The following is a 21,550-nucleotide window of genomic DNA, read 5'->3' as shown; positions in this document are numbered from 1 at the left end:
GCTTATAAATCAAGTTTTTTGAATTCTTCATCTGTACCCGGAACTACGAATTCACCTGATTTAATTTTTTCTGTCCATTCTTCGACCGCTTTTAATGATTCTTCTGTTACGTTATCTTTTGTTTCGGAAATGCCTACACCATTTTCTTCGATACCGTACTCAATTACTTTTCCGCCTGGGAAGTTTCCTTCTTTCGCTTTCTCGGAAAGGTCTTTAACTGCCACGTCAACACGTTTTAGCATGGAAGTCAGAGTGATGTTGTCGTCAGTTCCAGGAACTGCACCCAATTTAGCTTGGTCGCTATCTACACCGATAACATAGATTTCTCTCTTAGGATCTTTTTGCTTTTGCTCTACTGCTTCAGTGAATACACCTTTTCCAGTTCCACCAGCAGCATGATAAATGATATCGATACCTGAAGAATACATGGAGCCTGCAGTTGATTTACCGATATCAGCTTTATTGAAATCCCCGGCATATTTAACTTCAACTTTTGCATCCGGATTTACAGATAAAACCCCAGCCTTAAAGCCAACTTCGAATTTCTTGATTAACTCAGATTCAACTCCGCCGATAAAACCGACTTTGTTTGTTTTCGTTTGCATTCCGGCAATTACACCTACTAGGAATGAACCTTGCTGCTCTTTAAAATTAATGCTGGCTACATTCTTTTTGTCTACAACTGTATCCACGATGGCAAAGTGTGAATCCGGACGTTGGTCAGCCACTTCACCAACAGCTTCCGCTAAAAGGAAACCGATGCCATAGATTAGTTGGTAATCTTCACGTACAAGCGTATTCAGGTTCTTAGCGTAATCGGCATCAGATTTAGATTGCAGGTAGTTGTAGCCATCTTTACCTTTTTCCAGACCATTATCCTTACCGAATTCCTGAATGCCCTTCCAAGCGGATTGGTTGAACGACTCGTCATCCACGCCGCCAGTATCAGTTACCATCGCAACAGTGAAGTTATCTTTGTTTTTCCCATTTGAAGATTCTTTATCATCATTCTCTGAATTACCACATGCTCCCAGTAGCGTACCGGCTGCAAGAACAAGTGAAAGAGCTAGTCCTAATTTGCGCTTTTTCAATTTTTATCCCCCTAATTTACAAAGTTTTTTGAGCAGGAATGTTCTGAAAAGTCATTTATGTTTGCGTTTTCACTTCTCGTTAATTTTTTTTGCATACGTTTGATCGACCTTTTTCGGAATCGAAACAATCGCTTGCATTCATCCGTATGCAGAGTCAAGGCCTACACACGTTTACGAAGAACATGAAAGCTGAACATATTGGCTTTAAAGTAGTTAACAGAATACAGGATAGGCTGGTCCCAATCATCCAGATGCATCTGCTTTAAAACGAGTAGCGCGGCTTCTGGCGAGCATTTAAGGATAGGAGAAACTTTCTCATGATATCCAATAGGCTCAATCTCCGCTACGGCATGCGTAATTTTCCGATGCGCATCTCTTTCCAAAATATCTAAAAGAGACTCATCATTACGGTCAAAATTTTCTGAAAGAATAGATTCAGGAATTTTGTCAATACAGTAGACGACTGGCTCCCCATTCGCTGTCCTTACTCGTTCGATGCTGACGATGCGTTCGTCTGTTGAACAAGAAAACCTGCGTATATCCTCTTCTGTAGGTTCTTGGGCCGTCGAGCTTAAGAAAATCGTACCCGGCTTCATCCCTGCCTCTTCAATCATGTTCGTGACACTTTTTAATTGCTCGATACCTGAAGTGAACCGAGGTTTCGGATTGACGAAAGTCCCAACTCCATGGCGGCGAATGATGATGTTTTCTTCTTCCAAAATTCGCAGCGCTTCTCGAAGTGTCGCCCTACTAACTCCCAATTTTTTCGCAAGATCGAATTCTGAAGGGAATTTTTCATTTTCCTGATAGACTCCAGCTTCAATATCCTGCTTCAGGTAATCAATGACCTGCAAATATAAATGTCGACTATCTGATTTTATTGACATACAGTTTCCCCCAGCTAATTTCTTAAGACATCAGACCTCTGATGTTGAATCATTCCTACTAATCGAAAATAATATAACATTTTTTTTGATATAAATAAATAGTGTTTTACTATTTACTTTAAAAGAATTTAGGAGAAATTACCCTTCCCTGTGTCTTTCAATCTAGATGTGGCCGCGGAATTTGTACGATTATTCTCCTAAATCAGATAAATTTTTAAAAAAATGCATGATGAATGCAACTATGTTCAAGATGCTGTTTTCCTGTATAATAGGATTTATCTTCTTTGAAGGGATGTACACAAGATGTTAAAGATTACAGAATACACAATCGAAAAATTAAATGATCCATTTGGTATTTTGTCCGGGGAACGTTACGAGTTGTTCTTGGATATTGAAGTGCCTGAAGAGGATGAACTCTTTTCAGAAGATGGTTTATATATCCGGGTGCTTTTTGCTGTGGAAGAACAAAAAGGCAAATTGATTAAATATGATATTTTTGAAAAAGGGAACGAAGGCGCACTCGAATTCGATTTAGAAGAAGATGAAGAAGCGATGATTACCGACTTCTGCCTTAAACATTTAGACGAGGCGATGAATAATTAAAAAACCGGGCAGCTGCCCGGTTTTTTCTTTACCTATGATGAATGTGCTTCATCTTGTTCATCTTTTGTAACCAATACATTTCGTGGTTTACTGCCTTCATATGGACCGACAATTCCCCTCGCTTCCATTTCATCAATCAATCTGGCTGCCCGGGTATAGCCGATCCGGAAACGGCGCTGCAGCATGGAAACAGATGCAGTCTGCATTTCTACGATCAACGATACCGCATCCCCATATAAATCATCTTCGACTTCACCATTTGAGGTTTCTGCAATTTCATCGGGTATCATTTCTTCGTTGTATTGTGCTTTTTGCTGTGAAATGACATATGTGACAACTTCCTCGACTTCATTGTCGGATAAAAAGGCCCCTTGGACGCGGACCGGTTTTGAAGCTCCTGAAGGCAGGAAGAGCATGTCACCCCGGCCTAACAGTTTTTCGGCCCCGCCCATGTCGAGGATCGTTCTCGAATCGGTCATTGATGAGACACTAAAAGCTATCCGAGATGGGATGTTCGCTTTAATGACCCCTGTAATTACATCTACGGATGGCCGCTGAGTGGCAATTATCAAGTGGATGCCAGCAGCACGAGCCATTTGTGCAAGCCTTGTGATGGCATCCTCTACATCGTTAGAAGCGACCATCATCAAATCTGCCAGCTCATCGACAATGACTACGATATAAGGCAAGAGCGGTTGTTTGGCGTCTTCTTCAATGTTATACCGGTTAATGTAATCATTGTAACCTTCAATATTTCGCGTACCGGAATGAGAAAATAGCTCGTAGCGCCTTTCCATTTCACTGACCACTTTTTGCAAAGCCTGTGCGGCTTTCTTTGGATTGGTCACTACAGGTGCAAGTAAGTGGGGAATTCCATTATAGACATTCAACTCGACCATTTTTGGATCGATCATCATCATTTTCACTTCATGCGGTTTTGCCCGCATCAGAATACTCGTGATAATCCCATTGATACAAACGGATTTCCCGCTGCCCGTAGCACCAGCCACTAGTAAATGCGGCATTTTATTGAGCTCCGCCTTAACCGCTTCACCGGAAATATTCCGCCCTAAGCCTATTTGCAGTTTTGCGTCAGGCTTGTCAACTTCTTTGGCCTCTAAAACTTCCCTTAATGAGACCATCGCCACTTCGGAGTTAGGCACTTCTATTCCGATTGCCGATTTTCCGGGAATCGGCGCTTCGATCCTAATATCCTTTGCGGCAAGTGCAAGGGCCAAGTCATCGGATAGGCTGACAATTTTACTTACCTTCACACCTACATCCGGATGTACTTCGTATTTGGTTACGGCTGGGCCTAAATGAACTTGAGTGACTCTCGCTTTCACTCCAAAGCTATGAAAGGTGCGCTCAAGTTTTGCCGCATTTTCATGAATCAATTGGTACTCTCCGCTTTGGTCGGTTTTTTTAGGCTGCAATAACAAGGAAAGAGGCGGTAAAAGATATTCTTTATTCTCCACTTCCGTAAAATTCATAGGCGGAACGGCATCATCCTGGTCCTCTGCATTTTCAGCTGCAGGTTCCGTAACAACGGGAATTACTTCGTTTTCGTCGCTATATGCTTTATCAGCAAAGCTGGAAATGATCCGTTCCGTCGCCATTTCCTGTGTTTCCTCTTCTAGAGGGGTCTGATCCGTTTCTTCCACCGGTTCGTTTTGCCGTTTCTTCTTTTTCACGGGATTCTTTTTCTTTTCTTTTTTGTCTTCATTCCACGTTTTCACATCATCTCTGAATGCGGACCATTGCTTTTTGAAAAAGCCGCCAAGACCCCTGAAAAACTTCCCGAGGGTTTCACCTAACGTTTTCCCGGTCAATAGGACGGCACCTACAATGATAAAGAGGAATGAAACGATTTTCGATCCAGCTTCGTCGAATAGAAAGTAAGAAGCTGCAAATAATATCGCTCCAATCATACCGCCCCCAAGGTCCTTTGAGCTGGCCTTGCCGGTCACTTCCATCCAAAATAGTTCCCATGTATTCGAAATGACGCTGGGCTTCGTAAATGGTCCTCCATCTGCAAGCATGTTAAACAGGGTCACATGACTTAGCAGGAGCATGCTCGCAACAAGGAAGTACATCCCGACCAATTGCCGTTTCAACAGGTACGGGACCTCTCTCTTTATCATCAAATAGAACCCAGCTGCAATTGCTCCCAACAAAAAGAGGATATACCATTCCCCCATGAAGAAGCGGATTAAAAAGACCGTCCCGTTTCCAACTGCTCCAAGCTTGGCAATGGCAATGATGGCCAAACCTATTATAGTGAGGCCAATCAATTCATATTTAAGCGTTAGTTTTAACTTCTCTGTACTATTCTTTTTTCTGCGTTTCTTCTTTGCCATAATATCACCTGATTCTTCATGAAACTATTCTAACTTTCCTATTCAACATCACTACATGATTTCCCTTCACGAAACAAACGTTCGCTACTGATTATACCAAATAAATATGGCCGTGTCCTTGATATATATACCATTCATTCTTTAGGCGGACATTTTTCCCATATAATGAATAAAGCAGCCAAGCGGCTGCTGATTTTCATTCCAGTATATCATAATTTACCTCAGTTAGTCGTTTTTACTAATGGTTCATATGTTCGAACACATTTATGACAGCTCCCGGCTGAATGTGTACATTCATATAATCTACAGGATCGGTGCTGACGATTCGATCAATGCGAAACGTACGGCCACCGTCATGTTCAACCATCACATGTACACCATTGTAGATCATTTCTATTAAATTTGCCGTCTTCTCATGGTGATGAGGGAAAATTATTTCTTCAGGAACGATCGTGTAAAGCGTCATTGCAGAAGCCCCTCCTCTTCCCCGGCAATTTTTGGCCTTCTTTCTTCCATGAAGCTATTTAGTTTTCTCATGGCCTGGCCCACTCCTCCTACATCATCGATCATACCGATTTCAACTGCCTCGGCCCCGATAACATTCGTACCGATATCACGGGTCAAGTTTCCTTTGGCAAACATTAAATCCTTAAAACTTTCTTCCGTAACGTTGGAGTGGCGCGTAACAAATTTAATGACTCTTTCCTGCATCTTATCCAAGTATTCAAAGGTTTGAGGCACGCCAATGACTAGCCCTGTCAAACGAATTGGATGAATCGTCATCGTTGCTGTTTCTGCTATATAGCTATGGTCACACGAAACCGCAATCGGCACACCGATCGAGTGCCCTCCCCCAAGTACAATCGAGACGGATGGCTTTGATAGGGAAGCCAGCATTTCTGCGATTGCCAGTCCCGCTTCGACATCTCCTCCGACTGTATTTAATATGACAAGCAGCCCCTCTATATTGGGATTTTGTTCAATTGCCACAATTTGCGGAATAACATGTTCATATTTGGTCGTTTTATTTTGAGGCGGCAGCTGCATATGTCCTTCAATTTGTCCAATGATCGTCAAACAATGGATTTTTGAGTCTTGAGATAGTTGCGGAACATTAGTAGCCCCCAGCTGCTGGATCTTTTCGATTAAAGTTGAATTCTTACCTTCCTGCTTGCCTTCATTTTCATTTGGTAATGGTGCATTATCCACTATGCCAACCCCTTTCTCTTTTAGCCTATAGCTTTATTATGTCTCGAGTCTCGGACTTCATTCTTCAAGATATAAGAGTCAGAAAAAAGAACCCCTGACTGTTCAAATCAGGGGTTCCTTTCTTAATATTCCATTATGATCGGTAAAATCATTGGGCGGCGTTTCGTTTTTTCATAGAAGAATTGGTTTAACGCATCACGCATTTCCTGCTTCAGCGTGGACCAATCAAAAGGCTGGCGCGACCCATTTTTCTTTACGATTTCACTTACTATTTCAGTTGCTTCCGCAATCATTTTTTCTGATTCGCGAACATATACGAAGCCCCTTGAAATGATTTCAGGGCCTGCTGCAATGCTTTTATCCTGACGGTTCAACGTGACGACTACAATCAAAATGCCATCTTGGGATAACAAGCGACGATCACGAAGAACGATATTACCTACATCTCCAACACCGCTGCCATCTATCAGGATATTTCCTGCAGAGACTTTGCCGGAAAGCCCCATTTTATTGCCCTTTAGTTCGATGACATCCCCTTTTTCGGCAATTATGATGTTTTCACGCTTAATTCCCGCAGCAACCCCAACTTTTTGATGGGCATATAAATGGCGGTATTCCCCATGTACAGGGATTAAGAATTTAGGATTCATCAAATTGATCATCATTTTAAGCTCTTCCTGGCTGCCATGCCCTGTTACGTGCACTTTATATTTATTGGCAGATACCACTTCAGCACCTACCCTGTATAGCAAATCGACGGTTTTGGATAAAATAAGTTCACCGCCCTGCAGGGGTGATGCACTGATCAAAACGGTGTCTCCCTTTTTGATCGTTACCTGCTTGTGGGTCTGCTTTGCCATTTTTTGAAGTGCTGCAATGGGTTCGCCCTGATGACCTGTCGATAACACCACGATTTCACGGTCTTCATACTGGCCAATTTCATTAATCGGGATTATCAGCTCTTCTTCGACCTTTAAGTAGCCAAGATTCAAGGCTGTTTCATAAACTCGTTGCAGGCTTTTTCCTACAACTGCCACTTTTCTGCGACTTGCTGCCGCTGCATTGAAAACATGTTGAATCCGGTTGATGTTCGAAGCGAAGCACGCAACGATGATCCTGCCGGAGGCAGCATGGAAAGCCTCTGTAATATCTTTGGCCACAACTGCTTCTGAAGTCGTATAACCTGGCCTCTCGGCACCGGTACTATCCGAAAGCAGGCATAGGACACCTTCTTCACCGATACTGGCCATCTTACCGATTTCCGGTTTATATAGATCCGTTGCTGCCTGGTCGAATTTGAAATCCCCTGTATAAACGATTGCACCTTCACGAGTGTGGATCACGACTCCGACGGAATCGGGAATACTATGGTTAGTCCTGAAAAAGGACACGGCTGCTTGAGGGAAACTTAAAAGGGAATCCGAATCGATTTCAGTGAAAGTTGCCCTACCGTTAAAGCCATCTTCCTTTAATTTCGTTTTGATTAAAGCAAGTGTAAGCTTAGTTCCATAAACAGGAGCTGGTAAATATTTCAAGACATAAGCAAGCGCTCCCATATGGTCTTCATGACCATGGGTAATGAATATCCCCTGCACCCGTTCCTTATTATCCATCAAATAAGAAATATCTGGGATAACCGCATCGATTCCGAGCATTTCGTCTTCCGGCAGCATTAATCCTGCATCAAGAAGATAGATGTCCTCGTTCACCTCAACGACGTACATATTTTTACCAAGCTCCCCTTGTCCTCCAAGAGAAATCACTTTTATTCCATTATTTTTATCTTTACCCAATCGAATATCCTCCTTAAAAAATCCCGTTCATAATTTCCCAATGATTTCATTATAACCGATGTTCAAAAAACATGACAACACTTACCATTTTCAGAGGGACTTTTTCATATAATTCAAAAAAACAACCTATTATGTAAGAGATCCTTTGTACTTTTACCAGTTTCGATTGATCATAATAAAATCCAATATTTTCATCCCGAAATCGGAAAGTATATCCCGTTCATATACATCATTATGTAAAAACAAGCCAATCTTCAACGATCAGCTTGTTCCGTGTCTTTTTATTTTTTTAATACCTTGGTTAATGCCAGGCGTTCCTGCTCCGTCAATGGCACGATTGGAAGTCTCACCGATCCAACGTCAATTCCATATAACTGAAGCGCTGTTTTGACAGGTGCAGGGCTTGGCGCTGCAAACAAACCTTTTATAAGCGGTAACAGTTCCTGATGCAGCCGGGCTGCCTCTTTCAAGTTCCCACTGATGAAGGCCTCCACTATTTTCTGCAACTCCTTGCCAGCAACATGTGAAGCAACCGATACTACACCCACACCGCCAATCGCCAATACCGGTAGTGTTAAAGCATCGTCCCCGCTATATAATGCAAAATCTTCATCCGTGCCGGCTATGATTTGGGTCATAGCGTTTAAATCCCCGCTCGCTTCCTTAACGGCTACGATATTAGGAATTTTCGAAAGCCGGATGATCGTTTCCGGTTCAATGTTAACTGAAGCGCGCCCAGGGATATTATATACCATAACAGGGAGCGTCGTACTGGCTGCAATAGCCTTAAAATGCTGGTACAGCCCTTCTTGATTCGTTTTACTATAATACGGGGCAACCAGCATAATCGCATCGGCGCCATTTTGTTCCGCCTTTTTTGTCAACTCGATGGAAGCATACGTATTGTTGCTTCCTGTACCCATGATGATGGGCACACGTTTTTCAACAACCTTAGAAACATGACGCAATAACGCGATTTTCTCCTCCGAAGATAAAGTTGGAGATTCCCCTGTCGTTCCCGACAGCACAAGCGAATCGGTTCCATTCGTTAATAAGTAATTAACCAATGAAGTCGTCTTTTGAAAATCAATATTTCCCTTGCTATCGAAAGGGGTGACCATCGCGGTTGATACTCTACCAAATATCATCATCTAACACCTCTTTAATTTTTAAAACATTTACTTAATAAAAACCCTGATTATTGGACTTCCCCTTCATGCAATTGAAATGCATAGTGCAGGGAATTAACGGCTTCTATTAAATCTTCTTCTTTTACGAGTACCCAAATTGTCGTATGGCTGTCCGCTGACTGGAGAATGGCAATTTCCTTTTCGGAAAGCGCTGTGACAATCTTCGCTGCAACACCCGGTACTCCATTGATGCCTGCACCGACTACCGATACTTTGGCACAATTCCTTTCAATGACCGGTTCATGACCAAGCTCGGCCAAAATCGAGAGGGCAAGTTCTGTCATCTCTTCCGATACGGTATAAACTACACCACTTGGATATATATTTATAAAGTCAACTGAAATGGAGGCATTGGCCATCGCTTTGAAAACTTCAGCCTGTAGATTATATTGATCCTTTTTCGCACGGACCTTGATTTGAGTGATCTTTGGTACATGGGCAATCCCGGTCACAAGCCTTTCACGTATGTCACTGCCCTGGCTTCCCTTATTCACGCTTGTAACAAGGGTTCCCAAACCTTCGCTGTATGTTGACCTTATCCGAATCGGGACTTTCGCCTGCATCGCAATTTCAACAGCTCTCGGATGAATGACCTTCGCCCCTTGGTATGCCATGTTGCAAACTTCCGTATATGAAACGATTGATAATGGACGAGCTTGATCGGCAATGCGCGGATCTGCCGTCATGATTCCTTCCACATCCGTAAAAATATCGACCCGTTCAGCTTGCAATGCGGCACCTAATGCAGCTGCTGAAGTATCACTTCCACCACGGCCGATGGTCGTGATGTCACCATTTTTAGCAGCTCCCTGGAAACCTGCTACAACGACAACATCCTTCACCTCAAGTTCTTTCATGAGTCGATCGCATTTCATTTCGATTATTTTCGCACTGGAATAGTCGGTATTCGTCATGAATCCTGCTTGAGCTCCAGTATAAGCAACCGCATCAATACCATGTTCCAAGAGCATGTTAGTAAATACTACAGATGATATCGTTTCTCCGACAGACATAAGTAAATCCTGTTCTCGTTTTGAAAGGCTGGCTTTGGCTCCATTTACAAGGGAAAGTAAGGTATCCGTTGCATAAGGATCCCCTTTTCTTCCCATTGCTGAAACCACAACCACCACTTTATAGCCTTCTTTAATCGCTTTTTCGATATGCCCCTTGGCAAATGAACGGCTTTCCTCATCACGAACGGATGTCCCACCGTATTTCTGGACGATAATTTTCATAATATGCACCCCAAATATAAGCCAGCTCCCCGATCCGGGAAGCTGACAAAAACTCTCTATCCTTTATTTTTCTGTCGAGTTCATTAAGAATAAATTATTACTTAACGGTAACCAAACCTAATTTCAAAAGGCTTTCAGCAATTTGAACGGAATTCCAAGCTGCACCTTTTAATAGATTATCGGAAACCACCCATAAATGGAAGCCTTTATCTTCATCCAAATCTTTGCGAATCCGACCGACGAATACATCATTCTTGCCGACGGATGAAGCAGGTGTTGGGTAAACTTGTTGTTCCGGTTCGTCTTCCAATACTATTCCAGGTGCCGTTCTCATTAAATCCTTGATTTGAGAAGCCGCTATGCCTTCTTTTTCAACTTCAATGTATACAGATTCCGAATGACCTGTTACAACAGGAAGCCTCACGCAAGTTGCAGCCACTGGAAGGTCTTGCATATGCATGATTTTCTTTGTTTCATTAATCATTTTCATCTCTTCGAATGTGTACCCATTATCTTGGAATTTATCGATTTGGGGAATGACGTTAAATGCGATTTGATAATGCTTTTCGTCCCCTTTTACCGGTAATATTTTCGGATCGATTTCTTTTTCATCAAGCAAGTCGCGAGCCTGTTCCTTTAATTCATTTATCGCTGCTGCACCTGCACCAGAAACAGCCTGGTAGGTAGAAACAACAATTTTTGACAAGCCATATGTCTGGCGGATAGGCTCTAATGCCACAACCATTTGGATAGTTGAACAATTCGGGTTTGCAATGATCCCATTATGCTGCTTCAAGTCTTCCTCATTTACTTCAGGAACGACTAGCGGCACATTTTCATCCATGCGGAAAGCGCTCGTATTATCCACCACTATCGCACCGCGTTTCACTGCTTCTGGAGCCAATTCCTTAGACACGCTTCCTCCAGCACTGAATAAAGCGATATCGATGCCTTCAAAGCTTTCAGGTTTTGCTTCCTGCACTTCGATTTCTTCGCCCTTAAACGTAAGTTTGATGCCTGCGGAACGAGCCGATGATAAAAAGATGATTTTCTTAATCGGTAAGTCCCTTTGTTCGAGTGTTGAAATCATTTGTTGTCCTACTGCTCCAGTTGCTCCCACAACTGCAATACGCAATCCCTGTGTCTCAGTCATTTATACATACTCCTTTTCTATCTCTTAAATTAGTTATTTGTTGGATTTATTACTTCTTGTTCAGAATATCATTTATTTTATCACATTAACATTCCAAAGGGTCGGACTTTAACAAAATATTCTGGTAGTGGAGTGGTTTTTTATAACTTCAACCTACAAATTTATGCATATATGTCAGTCGTTGAAAGCTAGATCCGTGGCAAAAACTTGTTCAGGCTAAATCATCCTTGAACCTTTCGACGATGACAGGCTGAATCTGTTCCCTCTCCAGTGCCGATATGATCGTATCCCTTATCATGCTCATCCTTGCAACCATGGAACTTGGTTTGCCTGTGGGATTATCCTGGCCATATGGAACAAAATAAATATCTTTTGCTGCCATCAGTCTCATTAGATTGACACCATTTAACCCAAGTGCATCATTTGTTGATATCGCGACCACGACAGGACGGTGATTCCTCATCGTCGCTTTTGCAGCCATAAGTACAGGCGAATCGGTAAGAGCATTTGCCATTTTACTCATTGAGTTACCCGTTAAAGGAGCGATCACCATACAATCGAGTGGCAATTTAGGTCCTAAAGGCTCCGCTTTGACGATTGTATCAACGACGTGATTCCCCGTCAATTTTTCTATTCTTTCGACCCAGTCTTCACCCTTTCCAAAACGGGTTTCCGTGTTTTGAACAGTCGATGTTACGATTGGGATGACTTCCGCTCCTTCATTTACAAGTTTTTCTATTTCCGGAAACACTTCATCATATGTGCAATGTGATCCTGTTAATCCGAAACCAATCCGTTTACCTTTGAGACTCATATCATTTTCCCCTTCCTTTTCAAGAACTCGCCTTGAATCAATAGTCCCAGTGCATTCGCTAATATCTGACCAGCTGTTTTCGGGGCAACTATACCCGGCAGGCTCGGTGCCAACAGCGCCTTAATTCCCCTTTTTTCAGCGTAACGAAAATCCGTCCCCCCCGGTTTTGAAGCAAGGTCGATGATTAATGTATGAACGGGCATATTAGCGATGACTTTTGCGGTAATTATCGGAAAAGGGATCGTATTGATACATATATCAACATTTTTCATTTCTGCAGCAAGATCATTTAAATGAAAAGGGGCTAATGCCATTTCACTGATCCTCGCTATATCTTCGCTTTTTCTTGCCCCCACCTTTACTTTTGCTCCAAGTGCCTGGAATGACCGGGCTACACTCATACCGACCCTTCCCAGTCCTAGAACGGCTACATTCGATCCATGGATAGTAAAATCCGTATGTTGAATGGCCATCATGATCGCACCCTCAACAGTGGGAATCGAATTATAAATAGCGACATCATCACGTTCGAACAATAGAACAAGCTTTCGATCCACTTTCTTGAATATCTCATCGAGGTAATCGTTACTGATTCCTGCATAAAAAGTACAATGTTCCGGGGTATTTTTTATCATTTCTTCAGTCAAAACAACCTCTTCACTGGAAAAGATCGTTTCTACTTTCCCATCTGAATCCGTACCCCGGACAGGTAAAATAACTGAATCTAATTCCTTGAAGTTTATATCTTCCATTTTTTCCTTAACCGCTCCGGTAAAAGCATGGTCGAGCTGTTCAAAACCTACCAATAATAGCTTTGCATCAAGCTCTGTCAGTTTACGGACAACTTCAAGCTGACGCGCATCTCCACCAATTACAGCGATTTGCATGCCTGTAAGCATTAAAACCGTCACCTTCTTTATATAAAAGATCCTAAACATTCCTTGCCTCGTGATACAATTCCTTCAGGAAGCAATTCGGTTTTTGCTACATTCTCTAGTTACCCTGCCATCTTATGTTTTTACTTAAAAAACGGTGATAAGAAAAGAAAAAACGCCATAGCTATTGCCAGCTAAGGCGTTTTCGAGAGTGTATTTCGAGAAGTTCCAAGGAGTATGAAGCGAGCGTCATTATCCGTCCATATGCTCTCCGTCTTTAAGTGAAAGTCCTTCCTGAAAATCAATGATGACCATATCCGCACCGATTTTTTTTATATGTTCCCATGGCACTCTTATTTCACTGCCATTCCTTAAAAGGCCGAACCATTTGACAGATGGAATGATCAACGAGGTAATTTGTCCAGTTTCATCTATTTCCAAATCCGTCTGACCAAGGATTCCTAATCTTTCCGCCCTATTCACATCGACTATTTCCTTACCGCTCAGTTCGCTCAACCTCAATTTTGGTTCCCCCTTTTTCGTCACCTATTCAATCTATATCCGAAAAAGGTGAACTTAGAAGGCATTTAACCAAATATTGTCCATAACTCTGGACCCTCCCGCACTCAAAGAAAAAAAGCCTGACCTCCCAATAAAGGAAGGTTCAGACTTGTTCGTTATTATTTGTCCCAATTTTCCAGCGGGCTCACTAATGACAAGGAATGTTCCGTAAAGATCTGATTTGCCAATTCATTGACGGTATCCTCAGTCACTTCGTCAATCTTGATGATGATATCATCAAGGGAACGGTGCTCACCCAACATAAGCTCATTTTTTCCATTCCGGCTCATGCGGCTATTCGTGCTTTCAAGGCTGAGCATCAAGCTTCCTTTAAGTTGCTCTTTGCTATTCCGTAATTCCTTTTCCGTAATGCCATCCCTTTTTAAAGTATCCAATGTTTCCTGAATGGTTTCATACAGGCTGTCAAGCTGATTTGTGCCTGTCCCCCCATATACTGTCACCATACCGCTATCTTGATAGCTGGAATGATAAGAGTAAACGGAATAGGCAAGGCCGCGTTGCTCCCTGACGTCCTGGAATAGACGGCTGCTCATGCTTCCCCCAAGGATATTATTCAAGGTAATCAGGCTGTATGTTTTATCATTGCCGATTTCCAATCCGTTGTAACCAAGGCATAAGTGGGCTTGTTCCGTATCTTTTTTACGGGTGATCCTATTTTCGTGGAAGGAAGGTTTGACCAATTCAAGACGTTCTTCCCCTCCTTGATACGAGCCAAAGTAGCTTTCGACTTCATTGATCAATTTTTCATCCACATTCCCAGCAATGGACACGACTACCTTATCGGGTGTATACATGTCATGGACGTATTTTTTTAATGTATCACTATTGAAGGTTTCAAGCGTATTTTCCGTCCCTAGTATTGGATAACCAAGGGGGTGATTTTCATATACCGCCTTGCTTAAGAGGTCATGGACAATGTCATCTGGTGTGTCTTCGTACATTTTGATTTCTTCATAGACGACATTTTTTTCTTTTTTCAATTCTTCCCCATCAAATGTTGAATTGAAGAACATATCAGCCAGGATTTCAAGCGCATAGCTTGCATGGTTATCCATTACTTTAGCATAATAGCATGTATATTCTTTTGAAGTGAATGCATTCACCTGTCCACCGATACTATCGAACGATTCGGCAATTTCACGCGCATTTCTCTTAGTTGTCCCTTTAAAGAACATATGCTCCAGAAAATGTGAAACCCCATTCAATTCTGGCGTTTCATTCCTTGAACCTGTTTTGATCCATACTCCAATTGCCGCTGAACGTACAGTTGGAATATTTTCCAATACAATTCTAACTCCATTTTGACACGTGTATTTCTTAATCAACTAACATTCCTCCCAATCATTCTATGCTGCCATCGTTACCAATACATTATGGATTCGATCGCTCTTCATCTACAGCTTCCGAAACGGTAACTACATCTAGATCTTTCTTTTTTATTTCAATTATTAACGTTTCCAATGATTTTGCAGTAGATTCAGTCGGATGCATCAATATAAATGCTCCAGGGTGTACCTTAGAAAGCACTCTTTGTTGAAGGACTTCAGGGCTTGGCTTTTGCCAGTCGATCGTATCCACACTCCACATGGCGGTCTCCATACCGAAAGAATCCGCGATTTTCACCGTTTCATCCCGGTAGCTTCCACTTGGTGGTGCGAACCATTTCATTTTCAAACCTGTCACAGCTTCAATGACTTCATTCGTTTTTCGAATTTCCTCACGTGTAGCTTGTGCGGATATGTTTTTCATATCTGGATGTGAATAAGAATGATTTCCAATTTCGTGCCCGCCATCCTTAATCATCTTGGCCAATTCTGGATTTTTCTTGGTCCAATTACCTTCAAGGAAAAATGTGGCCTTGACATTATTCTTTTTTAACACGGCCAACATATCTTGTAGGTATTCATTCCCCCAGGCCACATTGATTAAAAATGATACCACTGGCTTTTCGGGATGGGCCCGGTATATGGGAGCCGGATCCAGATCCTCCATATGTATCTTTGCAGGGACCTGCTGAAATACCAGCTTATTCTTATCGAACACGCCCTCCTTCTTCATGGCTTTATACGAATCATCAATATTTACCTTCAGGCCGTTATATGCAGGAACGGTTTTCCAAACAGAATCTATTCGTGCATCCTGTGGTGCAATCTCATATTTTTTTGTTGATTCTTTTATTTGTAAAAGAAGCTCGTCTTCTTGCTTCATAGAAGCAACTGAATCATCGGTTAATTGGGTCAAATAAATTTGTGTATATGGATTTTGCACTAATAACCATGATATACCTGCAATGGCACTTATCGCAACTATCTGCTTCCATTTATTATTCATTTTTTACGCCCCCTTCATACCAAAATGTATGAAGAAAACGGACAAGGTAGAACATGACATCCTTTTGACACCATTCTCCCCATGGATATTCCAATACCTTTAAACAAAAAAAAGCATGCAGATTCACAAGGAATCGCATGCCGGATTTATATTTTTCATTACGATTGAGAAGGGTTGGCTGCCTCTTTTTGCTCTTTCAAGACTGCTTTACGGGAAAGGTTAACCCTTCCTTGCTTATCGATCTCAGTGACTTTGACCAATAATTCATCGCCAAGTGAAACGACATCTTCCACTTTTCCGACTCTTTCTTCAGCCAGTTCAGAAATATGTACCAAACCGTCTTTACCATTGAAGATTTCAACGAAGGCACCGAACTTTTCGATACGTTTAACTTTACCTAAGTATAGTTCGCCCACTACGACTTCACGTACGATATCTTCAATGATTTTCTTCGCTTTTTGAATCATTGGTTCATCAGTAGAAGATATGAATACCGTTCCATCTTGTTCGATGTCGATTTTCACGCCAGTTTCTTCAATGATTTTGTTGATATGTTTTCCGCTCGGTCCAATGACATCACGGATCTTATCCGGATTTATGGACATTGTAACGATTTTTGGAGCATATTTGGATAACTGCTCACGCGGTTGATTGATCGTTGACATCATTGATTCCAAAATGTGCATCCGGCCATGTTTGGCTTGAAGTAAAGCTTCTTCAAGAATCTCTCTTGAAAGTCCTTCAATCTTAATATCCATTTGTAGGGCAGTAACACCTTTTGAAGTCCCTGCGACTTTAAAGTCCATGTCTCCCAGATGATCTTCCATACCTTGAATATCCGTTAAGATTGTATAGTGCTCACCTGATTTGACTAGTCCCATGGCAATACCGGCAACTGGAGCTTTCAATGGAACTCCGGCATCCATCATTGCCAAAGTGCTTGCACAGATACTTGCTTGTGATGTTGATCCGTTCGATTCAAGGACTTCAGATACAAGTCTGATTGTATATGGGAAGTCTTTATCGTTAGGAATGACAGGCTCCAATGCTCTTTCACCAAGTGCACCGTGACCGATTTCACGGCGTCCTGCCCCACGGATAGGACCAGTTTCACCTACACTGAAATGCGGGAAATTATAGTGATGCATAAAACGTTTTGACTCTTCGGTCCCAAGTCCGTCCAGAATCTGCACATCACCAAGTGCACCTAATGTACAGATGGATAGCGCTTGGGTTTGTCCGCGTGTGAACAATCCGGAACCATGTGTACGGGGCAGAATGGTGACTTCAGATGATAATGGTCTGATTTCGTCAGGATTACGGCCATCCGGGCGCACTTTTTCTTCCGTGATCAAACGGCGGACTTCGGATTTAACCAATTTATTAAGGATTTCTTTAATTTGCTTTAATTTTTCTTCATCAGTTTCTTCTTCATAATGAACCAACACACGATCTTTTACTGCTTTGATCGCGTCTTCACGAGCATGTTTTTCCTGAACTTGTACAGCTTTGTTCAAGTCAGCTTCACATAGGCCTTTCACTTCTGCTTCCAGTTCCGCATCCACTTGGTATAAAGTGACCTGCATTTTTTCCTTGCCGATTTCAGCAACGATTTTCTCTTGGAATGCAATGATCTTCTTGATTTCATCATGTCCGAACATGATTGCTTCAAGCATCGTTTCCTCTGGTACTTCATTCGCTCCGGCTTCAACCATGTTGATGGCATCTTTAGTGCCGGCAACCGTCAGATTGATGTCACTTTTAGCTAGTTGGTCAACAGTAGGGTTAATAATGAATTCATTATTGATTCTCCCCACTACAACTCCAGCAATCGGACCTTCAAACGGAATATCGGAAACTGAAAGTGCAAGGGAAGAACCTAGCATGGCTGCCATTTCCGTAGAGCAATCTTGATCGACACTCATGACCATGCTGATGATCTGAACATCGTTCCTGAAGCCATCGGCGAAAAGCGGACGGATTGGACGATCGATTAAACGGCTTGCAAGAATTGCCCTTTCACTCGGTCGTCCTTCACGTTTGATGAAGCCTCCCGGAATTTTACCGACTGCATAAAGTCTTTCTTCATAGTTGACTGTCAAAGGGAAGAAGTCAACATTTCTAGGTTCCTTCGAAGCTGTCGCAGTACTTAATACAGCAGTTTCTCCATAACGGACTAAAACTGCCCCGTTCGCTTGTTTGGCTAATTGCCCTATCTCTACCGTTACATTACGGCCGGCCCAGTCAAATGAATACGTATGTTTTTCCTGTCCCATTTATTAAACCCCTCTCTGAATCTTCACTTAGAGGCTTAGTTTACCTAAACCTGTATTGGATTAAATCATTTATATGTGAAAGTAACTGAACTCGAGTTAAAACCAAACTATTCCTATTATGCACGAAAAAAACAAGCATTAACAGTAAAATGAATAAAAATTTCATTCATTTGATTATGTATATCCTGATCATTTATAAATGGAAAAGGACCCGGCTCCTGCCGAGTCCCAAGGACGAAGGCCCAGCCTTAAGTAGAACACGTCCAAATCATTTGATTAACACCAAAAAAGCGGGAAATTTCCCGCCTTCCTGAAAAAATTATCTACGTAGACCTAATTTGTTAATTAGTGTACGGTAACGAGTAACGTCTTTGTTACGTAGGTAAGTTAAAAGATTACGACGTTTACCTACCATTTTTAGAAGACCGCGACGTGAATGGTGGTCTTTTTTGTGTGTGCGTAAGTGATCGTTCAAGTTGTTGATTTCTTCTGTTAATACTGCGATTTGAACTTCTGGAGATCCAGTGTCAGTATCGTGAGTTCTGAATTCTGCGATAAGTTCGTTTTTGCGTACTTGTGTAATTGCCATGTTATTATTCCTCCTAAAATTCTGTAAAATCACCTATTACCGAGCCAGCGTCGGAGTCTCGACTAGCCAAGCAATGGTTATTTTCATACATACAATAGAATACATGTTTTTCATCAAAATTGCAAGTCTTGTCTTTTATGCTTCAAGCTTTGCAAAATAGGCTATTGCATTTTGCTTATCCGTTTCGATCTGAGCGACCAATGCTTCAAGTCCGGAAAATTTCTGCTCACTCCGAAGTCTTGTATGCCATTCAACCGAAACCTGGTCGCCATAAATATCTCCCGAGAACTCCAAGGCATGGACCTCTACAGTGGGATATTTAGGTTTTTCTTCGTGGAACGTAGGTTTGTATCCGACATTGCAAACCCCATTATACCATTTACCGCTTATTTTGATCCTGACTGCATACACGCCTGCAGCAGGGAAGATATAATCGTCACTTACTTCAATATTAGCGGTGGGGAAACCCAACTTCCTGCCCCGCTTTTCACCGTGAACGACATGACCTTTCGTTAAATAGCGTCGTCCAGCCAAATGATAAAAGTCGGAAAAGTTGCCATTACCGAGAGTTTCCCTGATTCTCGTCGAGCTAACCTTTTCATCTTCAAGTGTCTGTTTTGCAACGACTGTCTGCGAAAATCTGCCCTGTGCGTAAACAGGCAAATCTTCCATCGACCCTTGACCATAGCGACCGTATGAATAATCAAAGCCTGCAACTACATGACGGACATTCAGCCCGGCAATGTATTCGTCAACGAACCGTTCCGGCAGTACCGAAGCAAATTCCTTGCTGAAATGGACAATGAATAAATAATCGATCCCCATCGACTCTATGATATCCACCTTATCTTCAAGTGGAGTGATATAGCGGATATTTTCCGTTTTCCTACCCAGTACTGCAGAAGGGTGCGGGTCAAATGTCATGACTGCTGACTTAAGATTCATTTCATCGGCTTTTTGCTTGGCGGCTTGAATGACAATTTGATGGCCTTTATGTATGCCATCAAAAAATCCAAGCGCCATTACAAGCTCGGGAAAATCATCCGTATTAAATTGATGAGGATGCTCTATTGCGATCACTTTCACCTTTCAATCTCCTCTTTCCGGCGGTAAAACGGTCTATAATTCTTGTGCCAATACTTTTACAGGTTTAATTAATCCCTCTTTTGTCGGATGTATTTGATAAATGGCAATGGCCTTATCTGCTGGATCGACCATCACAAATGGCATTCCTTTTTCAACAACAACATCCTTTGTTTGTTCCAATACCGCGCCGTTAAGTACTTTCTTTGCTACTTTATCACTAATCGGAAATTTGGGCAAATGAAATAATCCCCGCTCCAAAGGCAACAGAAATTCATCCGTTTGACCATTTTCCATGAACTCTTCCACTTCAGAAAATGTGAAACAGTCCTCCTGCTTAAAACCTGCTGATTCAATACGCGTCAAGTCTGACATATGAGCAGGAAAACCCAGTTCTTCACCCATCATGACTGCAAGTGTCCGAATATACGTTCCTTTGCTGCAATTTACACGAAAACGAAAAGATATGGTTTCCCCTTTAAATTCAGAACGATCATCGAGAAGGGTAATATCATAGATGGTGACCTCCCTTGTCGGCCTCTCCACATCTATCCCTGCACGGGCATATTCATATAATTTCTTCCCGTTTACCTTTACCGCTGAAAACATCGGCGGCGTCTGTTCAATTTTTCCAGTCAATGATTCAAGCACTTCCAGAATCCGTTTACGCTGAATCACTTGATCAATCTTTTTCTCTTCGACTTTTTCGCCGCTTGCGTCTTCAGTTGTCGTTGAAAAACCAAGGGTCACTTCCCCTTCATAAGCTTTACCGGCTTCTGTCAGATATTCGGCTATCTTTGTTGCCCTGCCAATACAAATAGGTAAAACCCCTGTTACATCAGGATCTAAAGTACCTGTGTGCCCAACCTTTTTTGTCTTTAATATCTTTCTTAATTTAAAAACACAATCATGGGATGTCAATCCCTTGGGTTTCCATAATGGAAGAATACCGTTCACGCTTTCACCTCATCTTTTATAAAACACCTTAAACGATTATGAATACTTTCCCGAAAGGTGTTTTTCCTTTTTTCATATTCGGTTTCAAAAAAAAGAGACCGACTTCAAGAAGTGCAAAGCACTTATTGAGTCGGCCTCCTTTTACTGCTTGCTTATTCCTCGTCTTTTTCAGCCGGTTTATCCTCTGAATTGATTTGGGAAATCAACGACTCGATACGATTACCATAATCGACCGATTCATCAAATTCAAAAAACAGCTCAGGGGTTTTGCGCAGGCGGATTCGCTGCCCAATTTCTGAACGCATGAATCCTTTTGCCTTAGCTAGACCTTGCAGGGTTTTCTCCCTTTGTTCCTGGTCACCCAAAACGGAAATATAAACTGTTGCCTGTTGTAAATCGCCTGTAACCGCGACATCCGTCACTGTAACAAATCCGATTCTTGGATCTTTAATTTTTCGGCCGATAATTTCACTCAGCTCTTTTTTCATTTGTTCGCCAACACGATTTGAACGAAGGCTCATA

General features: G+C 42.1%; 20 protein-coding genes. 1 reads left to right on the top strand and 19 read right to left on the bottom strand.

Features of this window, described 5'->3' with window-relative positions; all coding sequences use genetic code 11:
* Nucleotides 1-2: 2 nt before the first annotated feature.
* The gene (locus tag MKX49_RS06810) at nt 3-1,091 is read right to left on the bottom strand and encodes a BMP family lipoprotein (protein WP_063596243.1); all 1,089 of its coding nucleotides are present in this window, start codon (nt 1,089-1,091) and stop codon (nt 3-5) included.
* 161 nt (nt 1,092-1,252) lie between these two features.
* Nucleotides 1,253-1,978, bottom strand: a complete 726-nt coding sequence (locus tag MKX49_RS06805; protein WP_048684736.1) for a GntR family transcriptional regulator — start codon at nt 1,976-1,978, stop codon at nt 1,253-1,255.
* A gap of 303 nt (nt 1,979-2,281) precedes the next feature.
* Here MKX49_RS06805 and MKX49_RS06800 point away from each other — a divergent pair, with 303 nt between their 5' ends.
* Nucleotides 2,282-2,581, top strand: a complete 300-nt coding sequence (locus MKX49_RS06800; protein WP_048684738.1) for a DUF6509 family protein — start codon at nt 2,282-2,284, stop codon at nt 2,579-2,581.
* A 32-nt stretch (nt 2,582-2,613) separates the two neighbouring features.
* Here the strand turns inward: MKX49_RS06800 and MKX49_RS06795 are convergent, their stop codons facing one another.
* From MKX49_RS06795 to rbfA, 17 genes are all read right to left on the bottom strand, one after another.
* On the bottom strand, nt 2,614-4,941 hold the full coding sequence (locus tag MKX49_RS06795) for a DNA translocase FtsK (protein ID WP_340875787.1): 2,328 nt from the start codon (nt 4,939-4,941) through the stop codon (nt 2,614-2,616).
* Nucleotides 4,942-5,179: 238 nt separating this feature from the next.
* Complete coding sequence (locus tag MKX49_RS06790) at nt 5,180-5,407, bottom strand: YlzJ-like family protein (protein WP_340875786.1); 228 nt, start codon at nt 5,405-5,407, stop codon at nt 5,180-5,182.
* Entirely contained in the window at nt 5,404-6,150 is a 747-nt protein-coding gene (locus tag MKX49_RS06785; RefSeq protein ID WP_034313566.1) for a ClpP family protease, read from the bottom strand. The genes MKX49_RS06790 and MKX49_RS06785 overlap by 4 nt, the downstream gene beginning before the upstream one ends.
* A 122-nt stretch (nt 6,151-6,272) precedes the next feature.
* Nucleotides 6,273-7,943, bottom strand: coding sequence for a ribonuclease J (locus tag MKX49_RS06780; protein ID WP_034313569.1), 1,671 nt, complete (start codon nt 7,941-7,943; stop codon nt 6,273-6,275).
* A gap of 281 nt (nt 7,944-8,224) precedes the next feature.
* Nucleotides 8,225-9,094: a 4-hydroxy-tetrahydrodipicolinate synthase gene (dapA, locus tag MKX49_RS06775; protein ID WP_048684746.1), complete on the bottom strand. Its 870-nt coding sequence runs from the start codon at nt 9,092-9,094 to the stop codon at nt 8,225-8,227.
* 47 nt (nt 9,095-9,141) lie between these two features.
* Nucleotides 9,142-10,368 (bottom strand): aspartate kinase, encoded by a 1,227-nt coding sequence (gene dapG / locus MKX49_RS06770; protein WP_063596245.1) that lies wholly within the window; start codon nt 10,366-10,368, stop codon nt 9,142-9,144.
* Nucleotides 10,369-10,465: 97 nt separating this feature from the next.
* Nucleotides 10,466-11,521, bottom strand: coding sequence for an aspartate-semialdehyde dehydrogenase (gene asd, locus MKX49_RS06765; RefSeq protein ID WP_053534389.1), 1,056 nt, complete (start codon nt 11,519-11,521; stop codon nt 10,466-10,468).
* Nucleotides 11,522-11,732: 211 nt separating this feature from the next.
* Nucleotides 11,733-12,335: a dipicolinate synthase subunit B gene (locus tag MKX49_RS06760; protein WP_034313581.1), complete on the bottom strand. Its 603-nt coding sequence runs from the start codon at nt 12,333-12,335 to the stop codon at nt 11,733-11,735.
* Nucleotides 12,332-13,234, bottom strand: a complete 903-nt coding sequence (gene dpaA / locus MKX49_RS06755; protein ID WP_048684752.1) for a dipicolinic acid synthetase subunit A — start codon at nt 13,232-13,234, stop codon at nt 12,332-12,334. The genes MKX49_RS06760 and dpaA overlap by 4 nt, the downstream gene beginning before the upstream one ends.
* A gap of 228 nt (nt 13,235-13,462) precedes the next feature.
* Nucleotides 13,463-13,732 (bottom strand): YlmC/YmxH family sporulation protein, encoded by a 270-nt coding sequence (locus MKX49_RS06750; protein ID WP_048684753.1) that lies wholly within the window; start codon nt 13,730-13,732, stop codon nt 13,463-13,465.
* 158 nt (nt 13,733-13,890) lie between these two features.
* Entirely contained in the window at nt 13,891-15,117 is a 1,227-nt protein-coding gene (locus MKX49_RS06745; protein ID WP_034313588.1) for a M16 family metallopeptidase, read from the bottom strand.
* Between the two features lie 46 nt (nt 15,118-15,163).
* Nucleotides 15,164-16,123: a polysaccharide deacetylase family protein gene (locus tag MKX49_RS06740; RefSeq protein WP_340875781.1), complete on the bottom strand. Its 960-nt coding sequence runs from the start codon at nt 16,121-16,123 to the stop codon at nt 15,164-15,166.
* Between the two features lie 158 nt (nt 16,124-16,281).
* The gene (gene pnp, locus MKX49_RS06735; protein WP_034313594.1) at nt 16,282-18,399 is read right to left on the bottom strand and encodes a polyribonucleotide nucleotidyltransferase; all 2,118 of its coding nucleotides are present in this window, start codon (nt 18,397-18,399) and stop codon (nt 16,282-16,284) included.
* Between the two features lie 319 nt (nt 18,400-18,718).
* A complete protein-coding gene (gene rpsO / locus MKX49_RS06730; RefSeq protein ID WP_034313598.1) occupies nt 18,719-18,988 on the bottom strand; it encodes a 30S ribosomal protein S15 in 270 nt (89 codons plus the stop codon).
* Between the two features lie 135 nt (nt 18,989-19,123).
* Complete coding sequence (ribF, locus tag MKX49_RS06725) at nt 19,124-20,074, bottom strand: bifunctional riboflavin kinase/FAD synthetase (RefSeq protein WP_251538995.1); 951 nt, start codon at nt 20,072-20,074, stop codon at nt 19,124-19,126.
* A gap of 33 nt (nt 20,075-20,107) precedes the next feature.
* Nucleotides 20,108-21,028 carry a tRNA pseudouridine(55) synthase TruB gene (truB, locus tag MKX49_RS06720; RefSeq protein ID WP_340875780.1) on the bottom strand — a complete coding sequence of 307 codons (921 nt, stop codon included), beginning with the start codon at nt 21,026-21,028 and terminating at the stop codon, nt 20,108-20,110.
* A 152-nt stretch (nt 21,029-21,180) separates the two neighbouring features.
* Nucleotides 21,181-21,549, bottom strand: a complete 369-nt coding sequence (gene rbfA, locus MKX49_RS06715) for a 30S ribosome-binding factor RbfA (RefSeq protein ID WP_034313607.1) — start codon at nt 21,547-21,549, stop codon at nt 21,181-21,183.
* Between the last annotated feature and the right edge of the window lies 1 nt (nt 21,550).

It is taken from the genome of Peribacillus sp. FSL M8-0224 (assembly GCF_038003055.1).
GTDB lineage: Bacteria > Bacillota > Bacilli > Bacillales > DSM-1321 > Peribacillus > Peribacillus frigoritolerans.
The sequence above is the reverse complement of the archived record's forward strand: the minus strand, read 5'-3'. Positions and strand labels throughout refer to the sequence as shown.